30 protein-coding genes and 1 pseudogene are annotated in these 18,810 nt (G+C 38.9%); 25 read left to right on the top strand and 6 right to left on the bottom strand.

All coding sequences use genetic code 11. The features are described 5' to 3' along the window. The 24 genes and pseudogenes from AAX15_RS05485 to rplQ form a co-directional block, all read left to right on the top strand. Positions 1–285 (top strand): annotated as a pseudogene (locus tag AAX15_RS05485) (50S ribosomal protein L2); the annotation flags it as partial. A 25-nt stretch (positions 286–310) separates the two neighbouring features. Then, positions 311–586, top strand: coding sequence for a 30S ribosomal protein S19 (rpsS, locus tag AAX15_RS05480; RefSeq protein ID WP_005539416.1), 276 nt, complete (start codon positions 311–313; stop codon positions 584–586). An 11-nt stretch (positions 587–597) separates the two neighbouring features. Further along, on the top strand, positions 598–930 hold the full coding sequence (rplV, locus tag AAX15_RS05475; protein WP_005625897.1) for a 50S ribosomal protein L22: 333 nt from the start codon (positions 598–600) through the stop codon (positions 928–930). Between the two features lie 17 nt (positions 931–947). After that, entirely contained in the window at positions 948–1,655 is a 708-nt protein-coding gene (rpsC, locus tag AAX15_RS05470) for a 30S ribosomal protein S3 (protein WP_005625894.1), read from the top strand. Between the two features lie 13 nt (positions 1,656–1,668). Then, entirely contained in the window at positions 1,669–2,079 is a 411-nt protein-coding gene (gene rplP, locus AAX15_RS05465) for a 50S ribosomal protein L16 (RefSeq protein ID WP_005625890.1), read from the top strand. Continuing rightward, positions 2,079–2,270 carry a 50S ribosomal protein L29 gene (gene rpmC / locus AAX15_RS05460; RefSeq protein WP_005625888.1) on the top strand — a complete coding sequence of 64 codons (192 nt, stop codon included), beginning with the start codon at positions 2,079–2,081 and terminating at the stop codon, positions 2,268–2,270. Before rplP ends, rpmC begins: the two co-directional genes overlap by 1 nt. Then, positions 2,270–2,527, top strand: coding sequence for a 30S ribosomal protein S17 (gene rpsQ, locus AAX15_RS05455; RefSeq protein ID WP_005625886.1), 258 nt, complete (start codon positions 2,270–2,272; stop codon positions 2,525–2,527). Before rpmC ends, rpsQ begins: the two co-directional genes overlap by 1 nt. 232 nt (positions 2,528–2,759) lie before the next feature. Next, the gene (rplN, locus tag AAX15_RS05450; RefSeq protein WP_005548786.1) at positions 2,760–3,131 is read left to right on the top strand and encodes a 50S ribosomal protein L14; all 372 of its coding nucleotides are present in this window, start codon (positions 2,760–2,762) and stop codon (positions 3,129–3,131) included. 10 nt (positions 3,132–3,141) lie between these two features. Then, on the top strand, positions 3,142–3,453 hold the full coding sequence (rplX, locus tag AAX15_RS05445; RefSeq protein WP_046939466.1) for a 50S ribosomal protein L24: 312 nt from the start codon (positions 3,142–3,144) through the stop codon (positions 3,451–3,453). Positions 3,454–3,470: 17 nt separating this feature from the next. Continuing rightward, positions 3,471–4,010: a 50S ribosomal protein L5 gene (rplE, locus tag AAX15_RS05440; protein ID WP_005625881.1), complete on the top strand. Its 540-nt coding sequence runs from the start codon at positions 3,471–3,473 to the stop codon at positions 4,008–4,010. Positions 4,011–4,021: 11 nt separating this feature from the next. Then, positions 4,022–4,327: a 30S ribosomal protein S14 gene (rpsN, locus tag AAX15_RS05435; RefSeq protein ID WP_005625879.1), complete on the top strand. Its 306-nt coding sequence runs from the start codon at positions 4,022–4,024 to the stop codon at positions 4,325–4,327. 36 nt (positions 4,328–4,363) lie between these two features. Further along, positions 4,364–4,756: a 30S ribosomal protein S8 gene (gene rpsH, locus AAX15_RS05430; protein WP_005625877.1), complete on the top strand. Its 393-nt coding sequence runs from the start codon at positions 4,364–4,366 to the stop codon at positions 4,754–4,756. 15 nt (positions 4,757–4,771) lie between these two features. Further along, a complete protein-coding gene (gene rplF, locus AAX15_RS05425) occupies positions 4,772–5,305 on the top strand; it encodes a 50S ribosomal protein L6 (RefSeq protein ID WP_009500767.1) in 534 nt (177 codons plus the stop codon). A 13-nt stretch (positions 5,306–5,318) separates the two neighbouring features. Then, entirely contained in the window at positions 5,319–5,672 is a 354-nt protein-coding gene (rplR, locus tag AAX15_RS05420) for a 50S ribosomal protein L18 (protein ID WP_005625873.1), read from the top strand. Positions 5,673–5,686: 14 nt separating this feature from the next. Further along, positions 5,687–6,187 (top strand): 30S ribosomal protein S5, encoded by a 501-nt coding sequence (gene rpsE / locus AAX15_RS05415; RefSeq protein WP_005625871.1) that lies wholly within the window; start codon positions 5,687–5,689, stop codon positions 6,185–6,187. Positions 6,188–6,193: 6 nt separating this feature from the next. Next, positions 6,194–6,373: a 50S ribosomal protein L30 gene (gene rpmD, locus AAX15_RS05410; RefSeq protein ID WP_046939465.1), complete on the top strand. Its 180-nt coding sequence runs from the start codon at positions 6,194–6,196 to the stop codon at positions 6,371–6,373. Between the two features lie 3 nt (positions 6,374–6,376). Further along, a complete protein-coding gene (rplO, locus tag AAX15_RS05405; RefSeq protein WP_005625870.1) occupies positions 6,377–6,811 on the top strand; it encodes a 50S ribosomal protein L15 in 435 nt (144 codons plus the stop codon). A 7-nt stretch (positions 6,812–6,818) separates the two neighbouring features. Beyond that, entirely contained in the window at positions 6,819–8,144 is a 1,326-nt protein-coding gene (secY, locus tag AAX15_RS05400; protein WP_005625869.1) for a preprotein translocase subunit SecY, read from the top strand. Positions 8,145–8,172: 28 nt separating this feature from the next. Further along, on the top strand, positions 8,173–8,286 hold the full coding sequence (rpmJ, locus tag AAX15_RS05395) for a 50S ribosomal protein L36 (RefSeq protein WP_005625868.1): 114 nt from the start codon (positions 8,173–8,175) through the stop codon (positions 8,284–8,286). A gap of 141 nt (positions 8,287–8,427) precedes the next feature. Next, on the top strand, positions 8,428–8,784 hold the full coding sequence (gene rpsM / locus AAX15_RS05390) for a 30S ribosomal protein S13 (protein WP_005625867.1): 357 nt from the start codon (positions 8,428–8,430) through the stop codon (positions 8,782–8,784). A gap of 16 nt (positions 8,785–8,800) precedes the next feature. Then, a complete protein-coding gene (gene rpsK / locus AAX15_RS05385; protein WP_005543603.1) occupies positions 8,801–9,190 on the top strand; it encodes a 30S ribosomal protein S11 in 390 nt (129 codons plus the stop codon). Between the two features lie 29 nt (positions 9,191–9,219). Beyond that, positions 9,220–9,840, top strand: coding sequence for a 30S ribosomal protein S4 (gene rpsD, locus AAX15_RS05380; RefSeq protein WP_005625866.1), 621 nt, complete (start codon positions 9,220–9,222; stop codon positions 9,838–9,840). Positions 9,841–9,871: 31 nt separating this feature from the next. Beyond that, positions 9,872–10,861, top strand: coding sequence for a DNA-directed RNA polymerase subunit alpha (locus tag AAX15_RS05375; protein WP_046939464.1), 990 nt, complete (start codon positions 9,872–9,874; stop codon positions 10,859–10,861). Between the two features lie 40 nt (positions 10,862–10,901). Beyond that, positions 10,902–11,288, top strand: coding sequence for a 50S ribosomal protein L17 (gene rplQ, locus AAX15_RS05370; RefSeq protein WP_046939463.1), 387 nt, complete (start codon positions 10,902–10,904; stop codon positions 11,286–11,288). A gap of 120 nt (positions 11,289–11,408) precedes the next feature. Here rplQ and AAX15_RS05365 read toward each other — a convergent pair whose 3' ends face one another. Both AAX15_RS05365 and AAX15_RS05360 read right to left on the bottom strand, forming a co-directional pair. Next, complete coding sequence (locus tag AAX15_RS05365; protein WP_046939462.1) at positions 11,409–12,005, bottom strand: Crp/Fnr family transcriptional regulator; 597 nt, start codon at positions 12,003–12,005, stop codon at positions 11,409–11,411. 108 nt (positions 12,006–12,113) lie between these two features. Further along, positions 12,114–13,193 carry an anaerobic sulfatase maturase gene (locus AAX15_RS05360; protein WP_046939461.1) on the bottom strand — a complete coding sequence of 360 codons (1,080 nt, stop codon included), beginning with the start codon at positions 13,191–13,193 and terminating at the stop codon, positions 12,114–12,116. A gap of 136 nt (positions 13,194–13,329) precedes the next feature. Between AAX15_RS05360 and AAX15_RS05355 the strand changes: the two genes are divergently transcribed. After that, a complete protein-coding gene (locus tag AAX15_RS05355; RefSeq protein ID WP_046939460.1) occupies positions 13,330–14,139 on the top strand; it encodes a sulfite exporter TauE/SafE family protein in 810 nt (269 codons plus the stop codon). A 31-nt stretch (positions 14,140–14,170) separates the two neighbouring features. On the opposite strand, the gene ispC is transcribed toward AAX15_RS05355, so the two are convergent. The 4 genes from ispC to hslO form a co-directional block, all read right to left on the bottom strand. Next, positions 14,171–15,364 (bottom strand): 1-deoxy-D-xylulose-5-phosphate reductoisomerase, encoded by a 1,194-nt coding sequence (gene ispC / locus AAX15_RS05350; RefSeq protein WP_046939459.1) that lies wholly within the window; start codon positions 15,362–15,364, stop codon positions 14,171–14,173. Positions 15,365–15,473: 109 nt separating this feature from the next. Then, positions 15,474–16,031: a ribosome recycling factor gene (gene frr / locus AAX15_RS05345; RefSeq protein WP_005632773.1), complete on the bottom strand. Its 558-nt coding sequence runs from the start codon at positions 16,029–16,031 to the stop codon at positions 15,474–15,476. A 150-nt stretch (positions 16,032–16,181) separates the two neighbouring features. Continuing rightward, positions 16,182–17,798: a phosphoenolpyruvate carboxykinase (ATP) gene (gene pckA / locus AAX15_RS05340; protein ID WP_046939458.1), complete on the bottom strand. Its 1,617-nt coding sequence runs from the start codon at positions 17,796–17,798 to the stop codon at positions 16,182–16,184. A gap of 173 nt (positions 17,799–17,971) precedes the next feature. Next, on the bottom strand, positions 17,972–18,810 hold an 839-nt coding region (gene hslO, locus AAX15_RS05335), incomplete at its 5' end, for an Hsp33 family molecular chaperone HslO (RefSeq protein WP_046939457.1).

The raw sequence follows: 18,810 nt of genomic DNA, 5'->3' as shown, positions 1-18,810 counted from the left end.
GAAATGCGTAAAGTATTAGCTGAATGTGTTGCAACAATCGGTGAAGTTGGTAACTCAGAACATATGCTTCGCGTATTGGGTAAAGCTGGTGCTAACCGCTGGAGAGGTATTCGCCCTACAGTTCGTGGTACTGCAATGAACCCAGTAGATCACCCACACGGTGGTGGTGAAGGTCGTAACTTTGGTAAACACCCAGTAACTCCTTGGGGCGTTCAAACCAAAGGTAAGAAAACTCGTCACAACAAACGTACTGATAAATATATCGTACGTCGTCGTGGCAAATAATAGATTAAATTAAAGAGGATTAGCCATGCCACGTTCTCTCAAGAAGGGTCCTTTCCTTGACCTACACTTGTTGAAGAAGGTAGAGAAGGCGGTGGAAAGCGGGGATAAAAAACCAATCAAAACTTGGTCCCGTCGTTCAATGATCATTCCATCAATGATCGGATTGACCATCGCAGTCCATAATGGTCGTCAGCACGTTCCTGTTTATGTATCTGATGAAATGATCGGTCATAAGCTTGGTGAATTTGCACCGACTCGTACATACCGCGGTCACGCGGCAGATAAGAAAGCTAAGAAATAAGAGGTAAATAGATGGAAACTATCGCAAAACATCGTTACGCTCGCACTTCTGCCCAAAAAGCTCGCTTAGTTGCCGATTTAATTCGTGGTAAAAAAGTTGCGCAAGCATTAGAAATCTTAACTTTCACTAACAAAAAAGCAGCAGCTTTAGTGAAGAAAGTTTTAGAGTCAGCTATTGCAAACGCTGAGCACAATGACGGTGCAGATATCGATGATCTTAAAGTTGCTAAAATCTTCGTTGATGAAGGTCCTAGCATGAAACGTGTTATGCCACGTGCTAAAGGTCGTGCAGATCGTATTTTAAAACGTACTAGCCACATTACTGTGGTTGTGTCAGATCGTTAATAAGTAGAGGAATAGCAATGGGTCAAAAAGTACATCCACATGGTATTCGCCTAGGTATTGTTAAACCTTGGAGCTCTACTTGGTTCGCGAATACACAAGACTTCGCTGACAATCTTGAAGGCGATTTCAAAGTACGCAAATTCTTAAATAAAGAATTAGCGAATGCTTCAGTTTCACGTATTACTATTGAGCGTCCAGCTAAAAGTATTCGTGTAACTATTCACACAGCTCGTCCTGGTATCGTAATCGGTAAAAAAGGCGAAGATGTTGAAAAATTACGTAACGCAGTGTCTAAAATCGCTGGCGTTCCTGCTCAAATCAACATTGCTGAAGTGAAAAAACCTGAATTAGATGCGAAATTAGTTGCAGATAGCATCGCTTCTCAATTAGAACGTCGTGTAATGTTCCGTCGTGCAATGAAACGTGCGGTACAAAGTGCAATGCGTTTAGGTGCTAAAGGTATCAAAGTTGAGGTTAGCGGTCGTTTAGGTGGTGCAGAAATCGCACGTTCAGAATGGTATCGTGAAGGTCGCGTACCTCTACATACTCTTCGTGCGGACATCGATTATAACACTGCAGAAGCTCACACAACTTACGGCGTAATCGGCGTTAAAGTGTGGATCTTCAAAGGTGAAATTCTTGGTGGAATGGCTGCCGTTGCGCAATCAGAACAACAACCTGCCGACAAGCCTAAAAAGGCTCCTCGCGGTAAAGGTCGTAAGTAAGGAGAAACGCTAAATGTTGCAACCAAAACGTACAAAATTCCGTAAAGTTCACAAAGGCCGCAACCGTGGTATCGCGGGCGGTACTGAAGTTAGCTTCGGTACTTACGGTTTAAAGGCAGTTGGTCGTTGTCGTTTAACCGCTCGTCAAATCGAAGCGGCACGTCGTGCAATGTCACGTGCAGTAAAACGTCAAGGTAAAATCTGGATTCGTGTATTCCCAGATAAACCAATTACTGAAAAACCATTAGAAGTCCGTATGGGTAAAGGTAAAGGTAACGTTGAGTACTGGGTAGCCTTAATCCAACCGGGTAAAGTGCTTTATGAAATGGATGGTGTGTCTGAAGAAGTAGCAAGAAACGCATTTGCATTAGCAGCTGCTAAATTGCCAGTTAAGACCACTTTCGTAACTAAGACGGTGATGTAATGAAAGCTCAAGATTTACGTACAAAAAGTGTTGAAGAGCTGAATGCTGAATTAGTAAACCTTTTAGGTGAACAATTCAAGTTGCGTATGCAGACAGCCACCGGTCAGCTTCAACAAACCCATCAGGCTAAACAAGTGCGTCGTGATATTGCACGTGTAAAAACTGTATTAACCGAAAAGGCGGGTGAGTAATGACTGATAAAATTCGTAGCGTACAAGGTAAAGTTGTTAGCGACAAAATGGAAAAATCTTTCGTTGTTGCTATTGAACGTAAGGTAAAACACCCTTTATATGGTAAATTTATCCGTCGTACAACTAAATTACACGTACACGATGAGAATAATGAAGCCAAAGTTGGTGATACCGTAGAGATTCGCGAATGTCGCCCTCTATCAAAAACCAAATCTTGGACTTTAGTTCGTGTTGTTGAGAAAGCGGTAATCGCTTAATTCACAATGTAAAATAAAAGGCCAATGGTTAATTCCATTGGCTTTTTTACATTTAAAGTATTGTAAATTTCAACCGCGCTTTTAGTAAATGGGTTAAGAGGATAAAGGTAAATTATCATTGCCTTTCTCTTTTTCTTTTGATAAAATCTGCCACCTATCCGCCATTCTATCTGAATAGTGCGGGTGGGTTCGTCCCGAAAGGGTGTTTTTTTAATCTTAACGGAGCACTAATATGATCCAAGAACAGACTATGCTGGATGTTGCTGATAATTCAGGCGCTCGCAGCGTAATGTGTATCAAGGTTCTAGGTGGATCGCACCGTCGTTATGCTGCGATTGGTGACATCATCAAAATTACTGTAAAAGAAGCAATTCCACGCGGTAAAGTAAAAAAAGGTGATGTATTAAAAGCAGTTGTTGTGCGCACCAAGAAGGGTGTTCGTCGCCCAGATGGCTCAGTTATTCGTTTCGATGGTAACGCTTGTGTAATTTTAAATAATAACACTGAGCAACCAATCGGTACTCGTATTTTTGGACCAGTGACTCGTGAACTTCGTTCTGAGAAATTCATGAAGATCATTTCTTTAGCTCCAGAAGTACTGTAAGGGGAATGTAATGGCTGCTAAAATCCGTCAAAATGATGAAGTAATTGTTCTTACTGGTAAAGATAAGGGCAAACGTGGCAAGGTAACTAAAGTGTTACCAAACGGTAAAGTGTTTGTTGAAGGTATCAACATTATTACTAAACATGAAAAACCAGTTCCTGCATTAGGAAAAGCTGGTGGTTTAGTGAAAAAAGAAGCTGTAATTGACGCTTCAAATGTTGCGATTTTCAATCCTAAAACAAATAAAGCTGACCGTGTAGGTTTTAGATTCGAAGACGGCAAAAAAGTACGTTTCTTCAAATCTAACAATGAAATTATCTAACAAACTGGAGTAATGCGATGGCGAAACTGCATGATTACTACAGAGATCAAGTAGTAAGCGAATTAAAAAATAAATTCGGCTACAAATCTGTCATGCAAGTCCCACGAATCGAAAAGATTACCCTGAATATGGGTGTGGGTGAAGCATTGACCGACAAAAAATTGCTAGACAACGCAGTAGCGGACTTAGCAGCAATCAGCGGTCAAAAACCTTTAGTAACTAAAGCTCGTAAATCTGTTGCTGGCTTTAAAATCCGTCAGGGATATCCAATCGGTTGTAAAGTAACACTACGCGGTGAGCGTATGTGGGAGTTCTTTGAACGTTTAATTACAATTGCTGTTCCACGTATTCGTGACTTCCGCGGTTTAAGCGCGAAATCATTCGATGGTCGTGGTAATTATAGCATGGGTGTGCGTGAACAAATCATCTTCCCTGAAATCGATTACGATAAAGTAGATCGTGTACGTGGTTTAGATATCACTATCACAACTACTGCTAAGAATGATGAAGAAGGTCAAGCACTACTTGCTGCCTTTAATTTCCCATTCCGTAAATAAGGCAGGTTATAATGGCTAAACAATCAATGAAAGCACGCGATGTAAAACGCGTTAAATTGGCTGAAAAATTCTACGCAAAACGTGTTGAATTAAAGAAAATCATTTCTGATGTCAATGCCTCTGATGAAGATCGTTGGGATGCAGTGTTAAAGTTACAAACTTTACCACGTGATTCTAGCCCATCTCGTCAACGTAACCGTTGCCGCCAAACTGGACGTCCTCATGGCGTTTTACGTAAGTTTGGTTTAAGCCGAATTAAGGTTCGTGAAGCTGCAATGCGCGGTGAAATCCCAGGCCTTAAAAAAGCGAGCTGGTAATATACCACTTTATTTTGGAATCGGAGAAAAAGTACAATGAGTATGCAAGATCCAATCGCAGATATGTTGACCCGTATTCGTAACGGTCAAGCTGCGAACAAAGTTGCAATCAATATGCCTTCTTCCAAGCTAAAAGTGGCAATTGCCAACGTATTAGCTGCTGAAGGTTATATCGAAAGCGTAAAAGTTTTAGAAGGTGCTAAACCTGAATTGGAAATTACTTTAAAATATTTCCAAGGCAAACCAGTTGTAGAAAGCATCCAACGTGTAAGTCGTCCTGGTCTTCGTATTTACAAACGTAAAGATGAATTACCAAAAGTTATGGGCGGTTTAGGTGTTGCAGTTATTTCTACATCTAAAGGTGTTATGACTGACCGCGCTGCTCGTCAAGCAGGTTTAGGCGGTGAGATCATCTGTTATGTAGCTTAATAGAGAGGTAGGAAAATGTCTCGTGTTGCAAAGGCACCTGTTAATATTCCTGCCGGCGTTGAAGTTAAACTCGACGGTCAGCTATTAACAGTAAAAGGTAAAAATGGCGAGTTATCTCGCACAATTCATGAATCAGTTGAAGTAAAACAAGATAACGGACAATTTACGTTCACTCCGCGTGAAGGTTTTGTTGAAGCAAATGCTCAATCGGGTACTGCACGTGCATTAGTTAATGCAATGGTTATCGGTGTTACTGAAGGTTTCACTAAAAAATTAGTATTGGTGGGTGTAGGTTACAGAGCTCAACTTAAAGGCAATGCAATTGCATTAAGTTTAGGCTATTCTCACCCTGTAGAGCACACTTTGCCGGCAGGTATTACTGCAGAATGTCCATCTCAAACCGAAATCGTGTTGAAAGGTGCAGACAAACAGTTGATCGGTCAAGTTGCAGCAGATATTCGTGCTTATCGCCGTCCTGAACCTTATAAAGGTAAAGGGGTACGTTACGCTGATGAAGTGGTACGTATCAAAGAGGCTAAGAAGAAATAATTAAGGTAACACTATGGATAAGAAATCAGCTCGTATCCGTCGTGCAGCTCGTGCTCGTCATATGATGAGAGAGCAAGGTGTAACTCGTTTAGTTATTCACCGCACTCCGCGTCATATTTATGCACAAGTTATTGCACCAAACGGTTCAGAAGTGCTTGCCGCTGCTTCAACTGTTGAGAAAGCAATTCGTGAGCAAGTAAAATACACCGGTAATAAAGATGCTGCTGCTGCAGTAGGTAAAGCTGTTGCAGAACGCGCATTAGCAAAAGGCGTTCAAGCTGTTGCTTTTGATCGTTCCGGTTTTAAATATCATGGTCGTGTCCAAACTTTAGCGGACGCTGCACGTGAAGCTGGTCTACAGTTCTAATGAGGTAAATTGAGATGTCAAACATCGAAAAACAAGTTGGTGAACTGCAAGAGAAGCTAATCGCAGTAAACCGTGTATCAAAAACTGTAAAAGGTGGTCGTATTATGAGTTTCACTGCATTAACTGTGGTGGGCGATGGTAATGGCCGAGTAGGTTTTGGTTATGGTAAAGCACGCGAAGTTCCAGCAGCGATCCAAAAAGCAATGGAAAAAGCTCGTCGTAATATGATTAACGTTGCTTTGAATGAGGGTACATTACAGCATCCAGTTAAAGGTGTTCATACTGGTTCACGTGTATTCATGCAGCCAGCAAGCGAAGGTACAGGTATCATCGCTGGCGGTGCAATGCGTGCAGTATTAGAAGTTGCAGGTGTACGTAACGTTCTTTCTAAAGCGTATGGTTCTACCAACCCAATTAACGTTGTTCGTGCAACTATTGATGCATTAGCAAACATGAAATCACCAGAAATGGTTGCTGCAAAACGCGGTAAAACTGTTGATGAAATCTTGGGGTAATGAATAATGGCTAAAACTATTAAAGTAACACAAGTTCGTAGCTCAATTGCTCGTTTACCGAAGCATAAAGCTACCTTGCGTGGTCTTGGTCTTCGCCATATGTACCACACTGTTGAGTTAATTGATACGCCTGCAGTACGTGGTATGATTAACCAAGTTTCATACATGGTTAAAGTGGAGGAGTAAGAGATGCGTTTAAATACTCTATCTCCGGCTGAAGGTGCAAAGCATAGCGCTAAACGCCTTGGTCGTGGTATTGGTTCAGGTTTAGGCAAGACTGGTGGCCGTGGTCATAAAGGTCAAAAATCTCGTACTGGTGGCGGTGTTCGTCGCGGTTTCGAAGGTGGTCAAATGCCGTTATACCGTCGTTTACCAAAATTTGGTTTTACTTCAATGAAGGCTGCAGTAACTGCAGAAGTTCGTTTGAATGAGTTAACCAAAGTTGAAGGTAATGTAGTAACCTTAGAAACATTAAAAGCAGCCAATATCTTAACTAAAGATATCCAATTCGCTAAAGTAGTTTTAGCGGGTGAAGTGAAATCTGCAGTAACAGTTCGTGGTTTGCGTGTAACTAAGGGTGCAAAAGCAGCAATTGAAGCTGCTGGCGGTTCAGTTGAGGAATAATTAGCAAATGGCTAAACAACCAGGTTATCAAGCAAGAAGTACTAATAGCGGTAAAGGTGAATTAAAAAGCCGATTACTTTTCGTTTTAGGTGCGCTTATCGTTTACCGAATTGGTTCTTTCATTCCGGTTCCTGGTATTGATGCGGCTGTGCTAGCTCAATTAGTTGAACAACAAAAAGGCACCATCATTGACATGTTTAACATGTTCTCTGGTGGTGCATTAAGCCGTGCATCTATCTTAGCATTAGGTATTATGCCGTATATCTCGGCATCTATCGTAATTCAGTTGCTTGCAACGGTTTCTCCTGCTTTAGCGGAATTAAAGAAAGAAGGTGCTGCCGGTCAACGTAAAATTTCTAAGTATACTCGGTATGCGACAGTTGTTTTTGCAACCATTCAGGCAGTAGCTATTTCAACAGGTTTACCAAATATGTTACCTGGCTTAGTACCAAATGTTGGATTTGGTTTTTACTTCACTTCAGTTGTTAGCTTAGTAACAGGAACTATGTTCCTCATGTGGTTAGGCGAACAAATTACTGAAAGAGGTATTGGTAACGGTATTTCAATTCTTGTTTTTGGCGGTATCGTAGCTGGTTTACCATCAGCTATACTTCAAACTATTGAGCAGGCTCGTCAAGGACAGATGCATCCATTAGTGCTTCTTCTGATCGCAGCTATTGTATTTGCAGTAACTTATTTCGTTGTTTTTGTTGAAAGAGGACAGCGCAGAATTCGCGTTGAATATGCAAAGCGTCAACAAGGTCGTCAAATTTTAGGTGGTCATTCGACACATTTACCATTGAAAGTAAATATGGCAAACGTAATGCCGGCAATTTTTGCCTCAAGTATTATTTTATTTCCAGCTACCTTAACTCAATGGTTTGGACAAAATGATAAGTTTGAGTGGTTAAATAACTTATCTATGTTGTTGAATCCTGGTCAGCCTCTTTATTTACTTGTTTATGCTGTAGCAATTATTTTCTTTAGCTTCTTTTACACTGCAATGCAGTATAATCCGCGAGATACAGCAGATAATCTAAAAAAATCTGGTGCATTTATTCCAGGAATTAGACCAGGGGAACAAACCTCTCGTTATATTGATAAAGTTATGACTCGTCTTACACTGATTGGCGGTCTTTATGTAACGTTTGTGTGTTTAGTTCCTTATATTATGACATCGGCTTGGGATGTTAAATTTTACTTCGGTGGAACATCTCTTTTAATTGTAGTCGTTGTAATTATGGATTTCATCGTGCAGGTTCAGAGTCACTTAATGTCGTCTCAATATGAATCTGCGTTGAAAAAAGCAAACCTTAAAGGTTTTGGACAATAATTGTTCATTTAGTAGAAAAGGATAAGCAATGAAAGTTCGAGCTTCCGTAAAGAAAATGTGTCGTAACTGTAAAATTGTTAAACGTGAAGGTGTTGTACGTGTATTGTGCAGCGATCCTAAGCATAAACAACGTCAAGGTTAATTCATATTTTTTCTTGCAAAGAACCAGTTGAGCAGTTATACTGCTCAACTCATTTATGTCCTTGGTATTCTGTTTGAGTATCCTGAAAACGGGCTTTTCAAGATCAGAATGCCAAATTAGTTAAAATAATAGGAGTGCATAGTGGCCCGTATTGCAGGCATTAACATTCCTGATCACAAACACGCTGTAATCGCTTTAACTGCAATTTACGGTATTGGTAAGACTCGTTCAAAAGCTATTTGTGCTGCAGCGGGTATTGCTGAAGATGTTAAGATCAGAGAATTGTCTGAAGAGCAGATTGACAAACTGCGTGACGAAGTTGGTAAATTTACCGTTGAAGGTGATTTACGTCGTGAAGTAACACTAAACATCAAACGTCTTTTAGACTTAGGTTGTTATCGTGGTTTACGTCACCGTCGTAGTTTACCGGTACGTGGTCAACGTACTAAAACTAATGCGCGTACCCGTAAGGGTCCACGTAAGCCGATCAAAAAATAGTCGGGGTAAATAAAGAATGGCTAAAACACCAGTTCGTGCACGTAAACGTGTAAAAAAACAAGTCGTAGATGGCGTAGCACATATTCACGCATCTTTCAATAATACAATCGTTACTATTACTGACCGTCAAGGTAACGCTCTAGCATGGGCGACTGCAGGTGGTTCAGGTTTCCGTGGTTCTCGTAAATCTACCCCGTTCGCTGCGCAAGTTGCTGCTGAACGTTGTGCTGAAATTGTTAAAGAATTCGGCTTAAAGAACTTGGAAGTTATGGTTAAAGGTCCGGGTCCAGGTCGTGAATCTACAATTCGCGCGTTAAACGCAGCGGGTTTCCGTATCACGAATATTACTGATGTGACTCCGATTCCTCATAACGGTTGTCGTCCACCGAAAAAACGTCGCGTTTAAGACGTATATAGGATAGTTGGAGAAAGAAAATGGCAAGATATTTGGGTCCAAAACTCAAGCTCAGCCGTCGTGAAGGTACTGATTTATTTCTTAAATCAGGCGTGCGTGCGATTGATTCAAAATGTAAAATTGATACAGCACCTGGTCAACATGGTGCTCGTAAACCGCGTTTGTCTGACTATGGTAGTCAATTACGTGAAAAACAAAAAGTTCGTCGTATCTATGGTATTTTAGAACGTCAATTCCGTAACTACTATAAAGAAGCAAACCGTTTAAAAGGTAACACTGGTGAAAATTTATTAGTGTTATTAGAAGGTAGATTGGATAACGTTGTTTATCGCATGGGATTTGCTGCAACTCGTGCAGAAGCTCGCCAATTAGTGAGCCATAAAGCGATTGTTGTAAATGGTCGTGTTGTTAACATTCCATCTTTCCAAGTTTCTGTAAATGATGTTGTTGCTGTTCGTGAGAAATCTAAAAAACAAGCTCGTATTAAAGCGTCATTAGAATTAGCAGAACAAAGAGAAAAACCAACATGGTTAGAAGTTGATTCTGCAAAAATGGAAGGTGTGTTCAAACGTGTTCCTGAACGTTCTGATTTATCAGCAGATATTAACGAACATCTGATCGTTGAGCTTTACTCTAAATAATAGTTAAGCTTAAAAGCAAAGAGAGGATAAAATGCAGGGTTCTGTTACAGAATTTTTAAAACCACGTTTAGTAGATATTGAACAAATTAGTTCAACTCATGCTAAAGTGATCTTAGAGCCGTTAGAGCGTGGTTTTGGCCATACTCTAGGTAATGCATTACGTCGTATCCTTCTGTCTTCAATGCCAGGTTGTGCTGTAACTGAAGTGGAAATTGATGGCGTATTGCACGAATATAGTAGTAAGGAAGGTGTTCAAGAAGATATTCTTGAAGTTCTTTTAAACCTTAAAGGTCTAGCGGTTAAAGTACAGAATAAAGATGATGTTATTCTGACACTAAATAAATCTGGAATTGGCCCTGTTGTTGCAGCGGATATCACCCATGATGGTGATGTTGAAATTGTGAATCCGAATCATGTAGTCTGTCACTTAACTGACGAAAATGCATCAATCAGTATGCGTATTCGAGTTCAGCGTGGTAGAGGATATGTTCCAGCTTCAGCTCGCACTCATAGTCAAGCAGAGGAGCGTCCAATTGGTCGCTTACTTGTTGACGCTTGTTACAGCCCAGTTGATCGCATTGCATATAATGTTGAAGCAGCTCGTGTTGAACAACGTACTGACCTAGATAAACTTGTTATTGAGTTAGAAACTAATGGTACGCTTGAGCCCGAAGAAGCAATTCGTCGTGCTGCAACAATCTTAGCAGAGCAACTCGATGCATTCGTTGATTTGCGTGATGTTCGTCAACCTGAGATTAAGGAAGAAAAACCGGAATTTGATCCGATTTTATTACGTCCTGTAGATGATTTAGAGTTGACAGTTCGTTCTGCTAACTGTTTGAAAGCAGAAACAATTCATTATATCGGTGATTTAGTACAACGTACAGAAGTTGAATTATTAAAAACACCTAATCTTGGTAAGAAATCTCTTACTGAAATTAAGGATGTGCTCGCTTCACGTGGCTTGTCACTTGGTATGCGCCTTGAAAATTGGCCACCAGCAAGTATTGCTGAAGACTAGTTTGGTCATAGGTTAAGATTTTTCTGAGAAGGATAAGATCATGCGCCATCGTAAGAGTGGTCGTCAACTAAACCGTAATAGCAGCCATCGCCAAGCGATGTTTCGTAACTTAGCAAGTGCTTTAGTTAGTCATGAAATCATTAAGACTACTTTGCCTAAAGCTAAAGAATTACGCCGTGTAGTTGAACCGTTAATTACATTAGCAAAAGTAGATAGCGTTGCAAACCGTCGTTTAGCATTCGCTCGTACTCGTAACATTGAAACTGTTGCAAAATTATTTAATGAATTAGGTCCACGTTTTGCTCAACGTGCAGGTGGTTACACTCGCATTTTGAAATGTGGTTTCCGTGCAGGCGATAATGCACCAATGGCATACATTGAGTTAGTTGATCGCCCAGAAGTTGCTGAAGCAGCTACTGAGGAATAAAAATTAATTCAAAGGAAAAGCTCACTTTATAGTGAGCTTTTTTATTTTATATATAAGTAAAAACCGCTTTATTTACTGAAATATTATTTAGATAGATAGTCCAAAAGCATAATATTGAATTTAAGAGCAGATTCGTAAATGTCTTGTATTTTTGTCTAGAATTCCTTGTTTCTTTAATTCTTGACTAATACGAATAGCAGTTTCTGTTTCGCATCCACAAAATTCAGCTACTTCTCGGTAGGTCCAAGGATAATCGGGATAACTCTCAGTTAGATTTTCAATTGCATCAATTATACGCTCGTAGCTTCGTTTATAGGCTGTACTACTTACTCGGTGTTCTGCGTCATATAATTCATTCGAAAGTTGTTTCATAAGATAGCAGGAAAAATCAGGATTATTTGCAATAAAAGTAGTGTGATTTCCAGGAAATATACGAATAATATCTGCTTCCAGTAACACCTTTGCACTACAATGATAAGTTGTTTCACTAAAGATTGTTCTAAACCCAAAATATTCGTTAGCGTGATAAAGTCGAATCAAGGTTTCTTTGCCATTTTCTAAGCTATGATAAAGCCCAACAAGCCCTCTTTTTAAAAAATAAAATTCTTTAGGTTTTTCACCTTGAGTATAAATTAAGCTGTTTTTCCCTAGTGTTTTACTTTCAGAAATAATGCATTCGTGTAAGTTTTGAGGTAAATAAGGTGATGAACTTGACATAAATATCCTTTTAATACATAAACAACTTTAGATTACTATACAAATTTCTGGTTTTATCCGCTATAAGTAAGTTTTAAAAGTGTTAACTTGGTAACAAAATTTTTAATGTTATTTTGCTTTACCAAAGCATTTTGCAAATTCTTTCAAATAGGGTTCCATGTGAGAGAGAGCTGTATAATAGGCTTCACAGAGTTGATTATGTGGTTCTCCAAATCCTTGAACAGTTCGATGTTTTGGGCAACCTCCATGACAGGCAAAACGAAATTTACAGCTTTTACATCGTTCGGAAAGAAAGGATTTCGCTGAACCGAAATGTTTTTGTTTTATGTTATCAACTAATGTTACTAGTGGTGTTTCTATTAGGTTTCCTAACTTGTACTCTGGGTACACATAATGATCGCAACTATAAATATCCCCATTTTGTTCAATAACTAATTGATCACCGCAGGTTTCACGAAAAATACATAAACCAGGTTGTAATCCAAGATAGGCCATAAACCATTGTTCAATAAACTGAATCCCAATTTTTCCTACATCATTAGCGTACCATTCATCAAAAATATTAATTAGAAACTGGCCATAATCCTTTGCAGAGGCTTGTTGCTTATAATCTCCCATTAGTGGAATAAATTGCATATATGGCGATCCAATTCGTTTTAGAAAATGATAAATTTCTTTGCCATGTAGGACATTTAGATTATGCACTACTGTGAGAGTATTAAAAGACACTTGATAGTTATGTAGTAAATCTAGTGCATCTATTACTTGTTGAAATGTGCCTTTGCCATTTTTAGTTAGACGATAGGCATCATGTAAGTGTTCTGGACCATCTATAGAAAGCCCTACAAGAAAATTATGATCATGTAGAAAACGGCACCAATCGGCATTAAGTAATACACCATTGGTTTGTAGCGAATTTTCAATTTGTTTCCCATTAGCATATTTATGCTGAAAATTGACCGCTCTTTTATAAAAATCAAGGCCTACCATGGTTGGTTCACCGCCTTGCCAGAGGAAAGTCACTTGTTGTTGAGGGGCAGTTTCTATGTAAGCTTTGATATAGGTTTCTAATACCTTATCACTCATGGCTCGTTGATTTAAATGAGGTTTTTCCAAGTAAAAGCAATATTGGCAGTCTAAATTACAAATTGAGCCAGTAGGTTTTGCCATTAATTGAAATGCGTTCATACATCATATCCTTTTTATTTTTTTCATCATAACAGAATATTTTTAAGTGTATATGATGCTGATCATAAGATATGCTCATCCCCTTACGCCACAATTAGAATATATTATTAAGCTGATTTTCTTGATAGGAGTAGCAATGGCAATTAGTACAATTTTTATCTTACTGATTTGCGGTATTTGTACCAATATGGTTTCTGCTATTTTTGGTATTGGCGGTGGGGTATTGATGGTGCCAATTTTACGTACATTGTTTCCCGAATTGCCGATTCAAGTTATTTCAGCTACGTCACTCACCATTGTGATGTGTACCGCATTGATTAACTTATTATTTTTCCATAAGCAAAAAATTAAAATTGATTATATCAATATGATTTTATGGTCTATAGCGATGGTTATTGGTGTGCAAATTGGCTTTGAATTAAGTTTTTATTTTTCTACAGCGATAATTAGTTTAATTTTTACAGTAAGTTTGAGTGCACTAGCGATTAAAACATTTTTAAACAGATCGAGAATACAAATAGAAGTGTTTAATATGTCTCCTATAGAACGAGCTAAAGGTAGTATTAGTTGTTGTGGAGGGGGCTTAATTGCGGGGATTACAGGTATTGGAGGCGGCTCTATCCTTGCCCCGCTTGTTGGTCAATTAAAAGGGGTAAAAACACAACAAATTGCTGTTTATACGAACTACATGATGATTATTGGTGGTATTGGTAATTTATATGGCTATCTCACAAGGGCCTTCCCTTATGATGTCAGTCTAAGTGGCCAATTAGGATATGTAAATTTTCTTGTAGTTGGTGTCGTTACTTTGGGGTCATTTGGAATGAGTTTCTTCTCAATGAAATTGCGTGGATTAATGAATCCAGCTTTAACAAGAAAATTATTGGCGATTATTTTATTTTGTATTGCAGCCTATATGTGTATCTTGGAGTTTGTATTCCATTAAATCGAATAAACTAGACCTAGTTATTCTAGGTCTATTTACCAATTAGCGTTTTCGCAACCTCTCTTGCTTGTGCATCAATTTCGAGTACATCATCAATATTTTGAATGGTATAAGGCGAAATTTTCTCAATTGTTTTCGAATTAATTTTTGCAATATCCATAAAGCTAATTTGACGATCTAAAAATGCTTGTACGGCGATTTCATTGGCTGCATTCATTGCTGTTGTCGCATATTGACCCGCAGCAAAGGCATCAATAGCGAGTTTTAAATTTGGATAGCGATTAAAATCAGGTTCAATAAATGTCAGTTCTTTGATTTTAAAGAAATTGAGAGGTTCTACTCCTGCAAAAGTGCGGTGAGGATATGCCATAGTTTCTGCAATTGGTGTACGCATATCTGGATTTCCCATTTGAGCAATGACTGAGCCATCAACATAACGTACCATAGAATGAATAATTGATTGTGGATGAATAATGACTTCCATTTCTTCCGCACTTGCGTTGAAAAGCCAGCGAGCCTCAATGTATTCTAAGCCTTTATTCATCATTGTGGCTGAATCGACAGAGATTTTTTTACCCATAGACCAATTAGGGTGTGCAACCGCTTGTTCTGGTGTGATGTTGGTGAATTGTTCAAGTGGCGTGTAACGGAATGGTCCGCCAGACCCAGTGAGTATAATTTTACTTACACCTAATTCAGGAAGTGGGCAAAAACCAATTTTTTCTTGTGCTTCTGGCGGTAACGATTGAAAGATCGCATTATGTTCACTATCTACTGGTAAAAGCTTCGCTCCATAGTTTTTTACGGCATCAATAAAAAGCTGTCCGCAGGTTACCAATGATTCTTTATTTGCCAGTAATACCCGTTTACCCGCTTTAACCGCTGAAAGAGTTGGTAACAATCCTGCCGCACCAACAATCGATGCCATTATATGATCGGCATCTGGATGTGCTGCAAGTTCACAAATAGCTTGTTGTCCTGCTAATACTTCCGTTGGAATATGATGCGCAATTAATTTCTCACGTAAAATTTTAGCCGCATTTACATCATCAAGAGCCGCAAAGTGCGGTCGGAATTTGATACATTGTTCAAACATTGCTTCTACATTTTTTCCGCCTACGAGTGCAAAGACATTATACCCCTGAGGGTTATTTTCGATAACAGAAAGGGTACTCTTACCGATTGATCCCGTTGAACCAAGAATGACAATGTTTTGTTTTTGCATAGAATCTTTACCGCACTTTTGTTGATTATATTTTCATTGGTACGTCTAAATTCGCATACCTAATAAAATAAAGGCAGACAAAACTGCCTGCCTTTAGCATTTTTGATGATTAGAAATCCATTAATTCTTTTTCTTTATCCGCTAATACTTCATCTACTTTTTTAATGTAAATATCTGTGATTTTTTGGATTTCTTCTTCTGCTTTATGTTGTTCGTTTTCGCTGATTTCTTTGTCTTTTAATAATGCTTTGATTTTATCATTCGCATCACGACGCACATTACGAACCGCAACTTTACCTTGTTCACCTTCGCCTTTCACAATTTTGATTAAATCGCGACGACGTTCTTCTGTTAATGGAGGAAGCGGAACACGGATTGTGGTACCCGCAGAAGATGGGTTTAAACCTAAATCTGAGGTTAAAATTGCTTTTTCTACCGCAGAGATTAAAGAACGATCAAAAACAGTTACAGCTAAAGTACGCGCATCTTCTGCCACTACGTTTGCTAATTGGCGAAGTGGAGTCGCTGCACCATAATACTCAACTTGAATTGCATCAAGTAAACTCGGTTGTGCACGACCTGTACGGATTTTCGAAATATGTCCTTTTAATGCTTCAAGGCTTTTTTCCATACGATCTTGAGCATCTTTTTTAATTTGGTTAAGCATTGCATTGTCCTTTTAATTGACGAAAGTTAAAACTCGGTGATTTTACTGGATTTTTGTAAATTTTTGAATACATTTATCAGCTTGAAAACAGATAAAAAATGACCGCACTTCAGTCACCCAAAGTGCGGTTAATATTTTTAGTATTTTTAATTAAGCTTTGGGACCAGCTGCAATTAAAGCTTTGCCTTCTTCGTTAGTTGCATATTTAACAAAGTTTTTCACAAAGCGGCCTGCTAAGTCTTCAGCTTTTGATTGCCATTGTGCTTTATCTGCGTAAGTATCACGAGGATCTAAGATTGCTGAATCTACACCTGGTAATGCTTTAGGAATTGCTAAGTTGAAGATTGGTAATTCGCCCATTTCAGCTTTTTCAATTGAGCCATCTAAGATTGCATCAATGATTCCGCGAGTATCTTTGATTGAGATACGTTTGCCTGTGCCATTCCAACCAGTATTCACTAAGTAAGCTTCAGCGCCTGCTGCTTGCATACGTTTTACTAACACTTCTGCATATTGAGTTGGGTGAAGGGTTAAGAACGCTGCACCGAAACACGCTGAGAAAGTTGGAGTTGGTTCAGTAATACCACGTTCAGTACCTGCTAATTTTGCAGTGAAACCTGATAAGAAGTAGTATTTAGTTTGTTCTGGTGTCAATTTAGACACTGGTGGTAATACGCCAAATGCATCTGCAGTTAAGAAAATAACTTTAGTTGCGTGACCAGCACGAGAAACTGGTTTTACAATGTTATCAATGTGATAAATTGGGTAAGACACGCGAGTATTTTCTGTTTTTGAACCATCATCGAAATCAACAGAACCATCTGCACGAACAACTACGTTTTCTAATAATGCATCGCGACGGATAGCGCGGTAAATATCTGGTTCATTTTCTTCTGAAAGGTGAATGGTTTTCGCATAGCAACCACCTTCAAAGTTAAAGATACCAACATCATCCCAACCGTGCTCATCATCACCGATTAATTCACGTTTTGGATCGGTTGAAAGGGTTGTTTTACCTGTACCAGATAAGCCGAAGAAGATTGCTACATCTCCATCTTTACCAACGTTAGCTGAGCAGTGCATTGCGCCAACACCTTTAAGTGGTAGGAAGTAGTTCATCATTGAGAACATACCTTTTTTCATTTCACCGCCGTACCAAGTACCACCGATTAATTGAATGCGCTCAGTTAAGTTGAAAGCAACAAAGTTTTCTGAATTTAAACCTTGTTCTTTCCAGTTTGGATTGGTTACTTTAGAACCGTTCATTACAACGAAATCTGGTTCAAAATTTTTGAGTTGTTCTTCAGTTGGACGAATAAACATATTTTTCACAAAGTGTGCTTGCCATGCAACTTCAGTTACAATACGTACTGCAATACGGTCGTGTTCGCTAGCGCCACAGAAACCATCAACCACAAATAAGCGTTTGCGAGAGAGTTGGTTAGTTACTAAGTCTTTTAAGCTTTGCCATGTAGCTTGGTTCATTGGTTTGTTGTCATTTTTCGCTGCTTCAGATGTCCACCAAACAGTATCTTTGGTTTTTTCATCTAACACGATATATTTATCTTTTGGTGAACGGCCAGTGAAGATACCAGTATCTACAGCTACAGCACCAGTCGTAGTTAAAGTACCTTTTTCAAAGCCTTCTAAACCTGGATTGGTTTCTTCTTCGAACAATTGCTCGTAGCTTGGGTTGTAGACAACTTCTTTTACGTCATAAATGCCTAGAGCTTCAAGTTCTTTTACTACTTTGTTTAAGTCTGTCATAAGTCACCTCTAATATTTAAGATTAAAATTTAACTGTCGCCTATTCTAAAGAATGTCAATGCAAAAAAATGTTAACTAGATCTCATTTTTGAAAAATTATAGCTCTTCATTACCTATTTTTAGGTGTATTGATGATGTAGATCAAAAATCCCGACATGGCATCGGGATTGTTTTTAAAGTTTTGTTGATTTTAATTTTTCAATTGCTTCTTTATTAAAAAAATAGTGTGTGCCACAACACTCACATTGCATATCAATACTGCCTTTATGTTCGGCTAATATTTCGTCAATTTCTTCATCAGAGATGAGCAGTAATGCAGAACTAGAACGCTCTGCAGAGCAGCCACAGAAAAATTGTACATCTTGTGCTGGATAAAGATTGACAGTTTCTTCATGATATAAACGATAGAGTAACTCTTCTGCAGGGAGACCAAATAATTCTTCATCTTTTACTGTTGCTGCGAGCGTAGTTAAATGCTCAAAATCTTCTGGTGTACCAGAACCATCAGGCATAATTTGTAATAACATCCCTGCTGCCACTGGCTTGCCGTCATATTCTCCAGTACGAATAATTAATTGAGTTTGAAGCTGTTCTGAGCGTACAAAATAATCTTCTAAGCATTCTGTGATCGTCGGTTTATCTAAGCTAATTACACCTTGATACCGTTCGCCTTCTTTTGGTGCAATAGTAATGACCAATACGCCTTTGCCAATCATATTGTGCAGACTCATATTTTCAGTGATGTTGCCATCCACTCGAGCAAGGGCGCGGATTTGTTGTTGATCATTGCCATTTACTAATGCTAAGCGTAATGGACCATCGCCTTGAATTTGTACGGTGATATTGCCGTCAAATTTTAGTGTGGCAGTGAGCAAATTAGTCGCCACCATCATTTCACCCAATAAATCCTGTACTGCTTTAGGATAGTGATGGGTATTTAATGTATCAGTAAATGTTTTATTTAAGCGAACCCATTCTCCACGAACCGCACGATTTTGGAAAAGATAACGGT

The sequence above is a fragment of the Haemophilus haemolyticus genome, from assembly GCF_001008275.1.
Classification (GTDB): domain Bacteria; phylum Pseudomonadota; class Gammaproteobacteria; order Enterobacterales; family Pasteurellaceae; genus Haemophilus; species Haemophilus haemolyticus_P.
Note: the sequence above shows the minus strand (reverse complement) of the source record. Positions and strands in the feature narration are given on the sequence as shown.

Coding starts and splice junctions, on each gene's coding strand:
- rpsS (WP_005539416.1), top strand. CDS start 311: ATGCCACGTTCTCTCAAGAAGGGTCCTTTCCTTGACCTACACTTGTTG.
- rplV (WP_005625897.1), top strand. CDS start 598: ATGGAAACTATCGCAAAACATCGTTACGCTCGCACTTCTGCCCAAAAA.
- rpsC (WP_005625894.1), top strand. CDS start 948: ATGGGTCAAAAAGTACATCCACATGGTATTCGCCTAGGTATTGTTAAA.
- rplP (WP_005625890.1), top strand. CDS start 1,669: ATGTTGCAACCAAAACGTACAAAATTCCGTAAAGTTCACAAAGGCCGC.
- rpmC (WP_005625888.1), top strand. CDS start 2,079: ATGAAAGCTCAAGATTTACGTACAAAAAGTGTTGAAGAGCTGAATGCT.
- rpsQ (WP_005625886.1), top strand. CDS start 2,270: ATGACTGATAAAATTCGTAGCGTACAAGGTAAAGTTGTTAGCGACAAA.
- rplN (WP_005548786.1), top strand. CDS start 2,760: ATGATCCAAGAACAGACTATGCTGGATGTTGCTGATAATTCAGGCGCT.
- rplX (WP_046939466.1), top strand. CDS start 3,142: ATGGCTGCTAAAATCCGTCAAAATGATGAAGTAATTGTTCTTACTGGT.
- rplE (WP_005625881.1), top strand. CDS start 3,471: ATGGCGAAACTGCATGATTACTACAGAGATCAAGTAGTAAGCGAATTA.
- rpsN (WP_005625879.1), top strand. CDS start 4,022: ATGGCTAAACAATCAATGAAAGCACGCGATGTAAAACGCGTTAAATTG.
- rpsH (WP_005625877.1), top strand. CDS start 4,364: ATGAGTATGCAAGATCCAATCGCAGATATGTTGACCCGTATTCGTAAC.
- rplF (WP_009500767.1), top strand. CDS start 4,772: ATGTCTCGTGTTGCAAAGGCACCTGTTAATATTCCTGCCGGCGTTGAA.
- rplR (WP_005625873.1), top strand. CDS start 5,319: ATGGATAAGAAATCAGCTCGTATCCGTCGTGCAGCTCGTGCTCGTCAT.
- rpsE (WP_005625871.1), top strand. CDS start 5,687: ATGTCAAACATCGAAAAACAAGTTGGTGAACTGCAAGAGAAGCTAATC.
- rpmD (WP_046939465.1), top strand. CDS start 6,194: ATGGCTAAAACTATTAAAGTAACACAAGTTCGTAGCTCAATTGCTCGT.
- rplO (WP_005625870.1), top strand. CDS start 6,377: ATGCGTTTAAATACTCTATCTCCGGCTGAAGGTGCAAAGCATAGCGCT.
- secY (WP_005625869.1), top strand. CDS start 6,819: ATGGCTAAACAACCAGGTTATCAAGCAAGAAGTACTAATAGCGGTAAA.
- rpmJ (WP_005625868.1), top strand. CDS start 8,173: ATGAAAGTTCGAGCTTCCGTAAAGAAAATGTGTCGTAACTGTAAAATT.
- rpsK (WP_005543603.1), top strand. CDS start 8,801: ATGGCTAAAACACCAGTTCGTGCACGTAAACGTGTAAAAAAACAAGTC.
- rpsD (WP_005625866.1), top strand. CDS start 9,220: ATGGCAAGATATTTGGGTCCAAAACTCAAGCTCAGCCGTCGTGAAGGT.
- AAX15_RS05375 (WP_046939464.1), top strand. CDS start 9,872: ATGCAGGGTTCTGTTACAGAATTTTTAAAACCACGTTTAGTAGATATT.
- rplQ (WP_046939463.1), top strand. CDS start 10,902: ATGCGCCATCGTAAGAGTGGTCGTCAACTAAACCGTAATAGCAGCCAT.
- AAX15_RS05365 (WP_046939462.1), bottom strand. CDS start 12,005: ATGTCAAGTTCATCACCTTATTTACCTCAAAACTTACACGAATGCATT.
- AAX15_RS05360 (WP_046939461.1), bottom strand. CDS start 13,193: ATGAACGCATTTCAATTAATGGCAAAACCTACTGGCTCAATTTGTAAT.
- AAX15_RS05355 (WP_046939460.1), top strand. CDS start 13,330: ATGGCAATTAGTACAATTTTTATCTTACTGATTTGCGGTATTTGTACC.
- ispC (WP_046939459.1), bottom strand. CDS start 15,364: ATGCAAAAACAAAACATTGTCATTCTTGGTTCAACGGGATCAATCGGT.
- frr (WP_005632773.1), bottom strand. CDS start 16,031: ATGCTTAACCAAATTAAAAAAGATGCTCAAGATCGTATGGAAAAAAGC.
- pckA (WP_046939458.1), bottom strand. CDS start 17,798: ATGACAGACTTAAACAAAGTAGTAAAAGAACTTGAAGCTCTAGGCATT.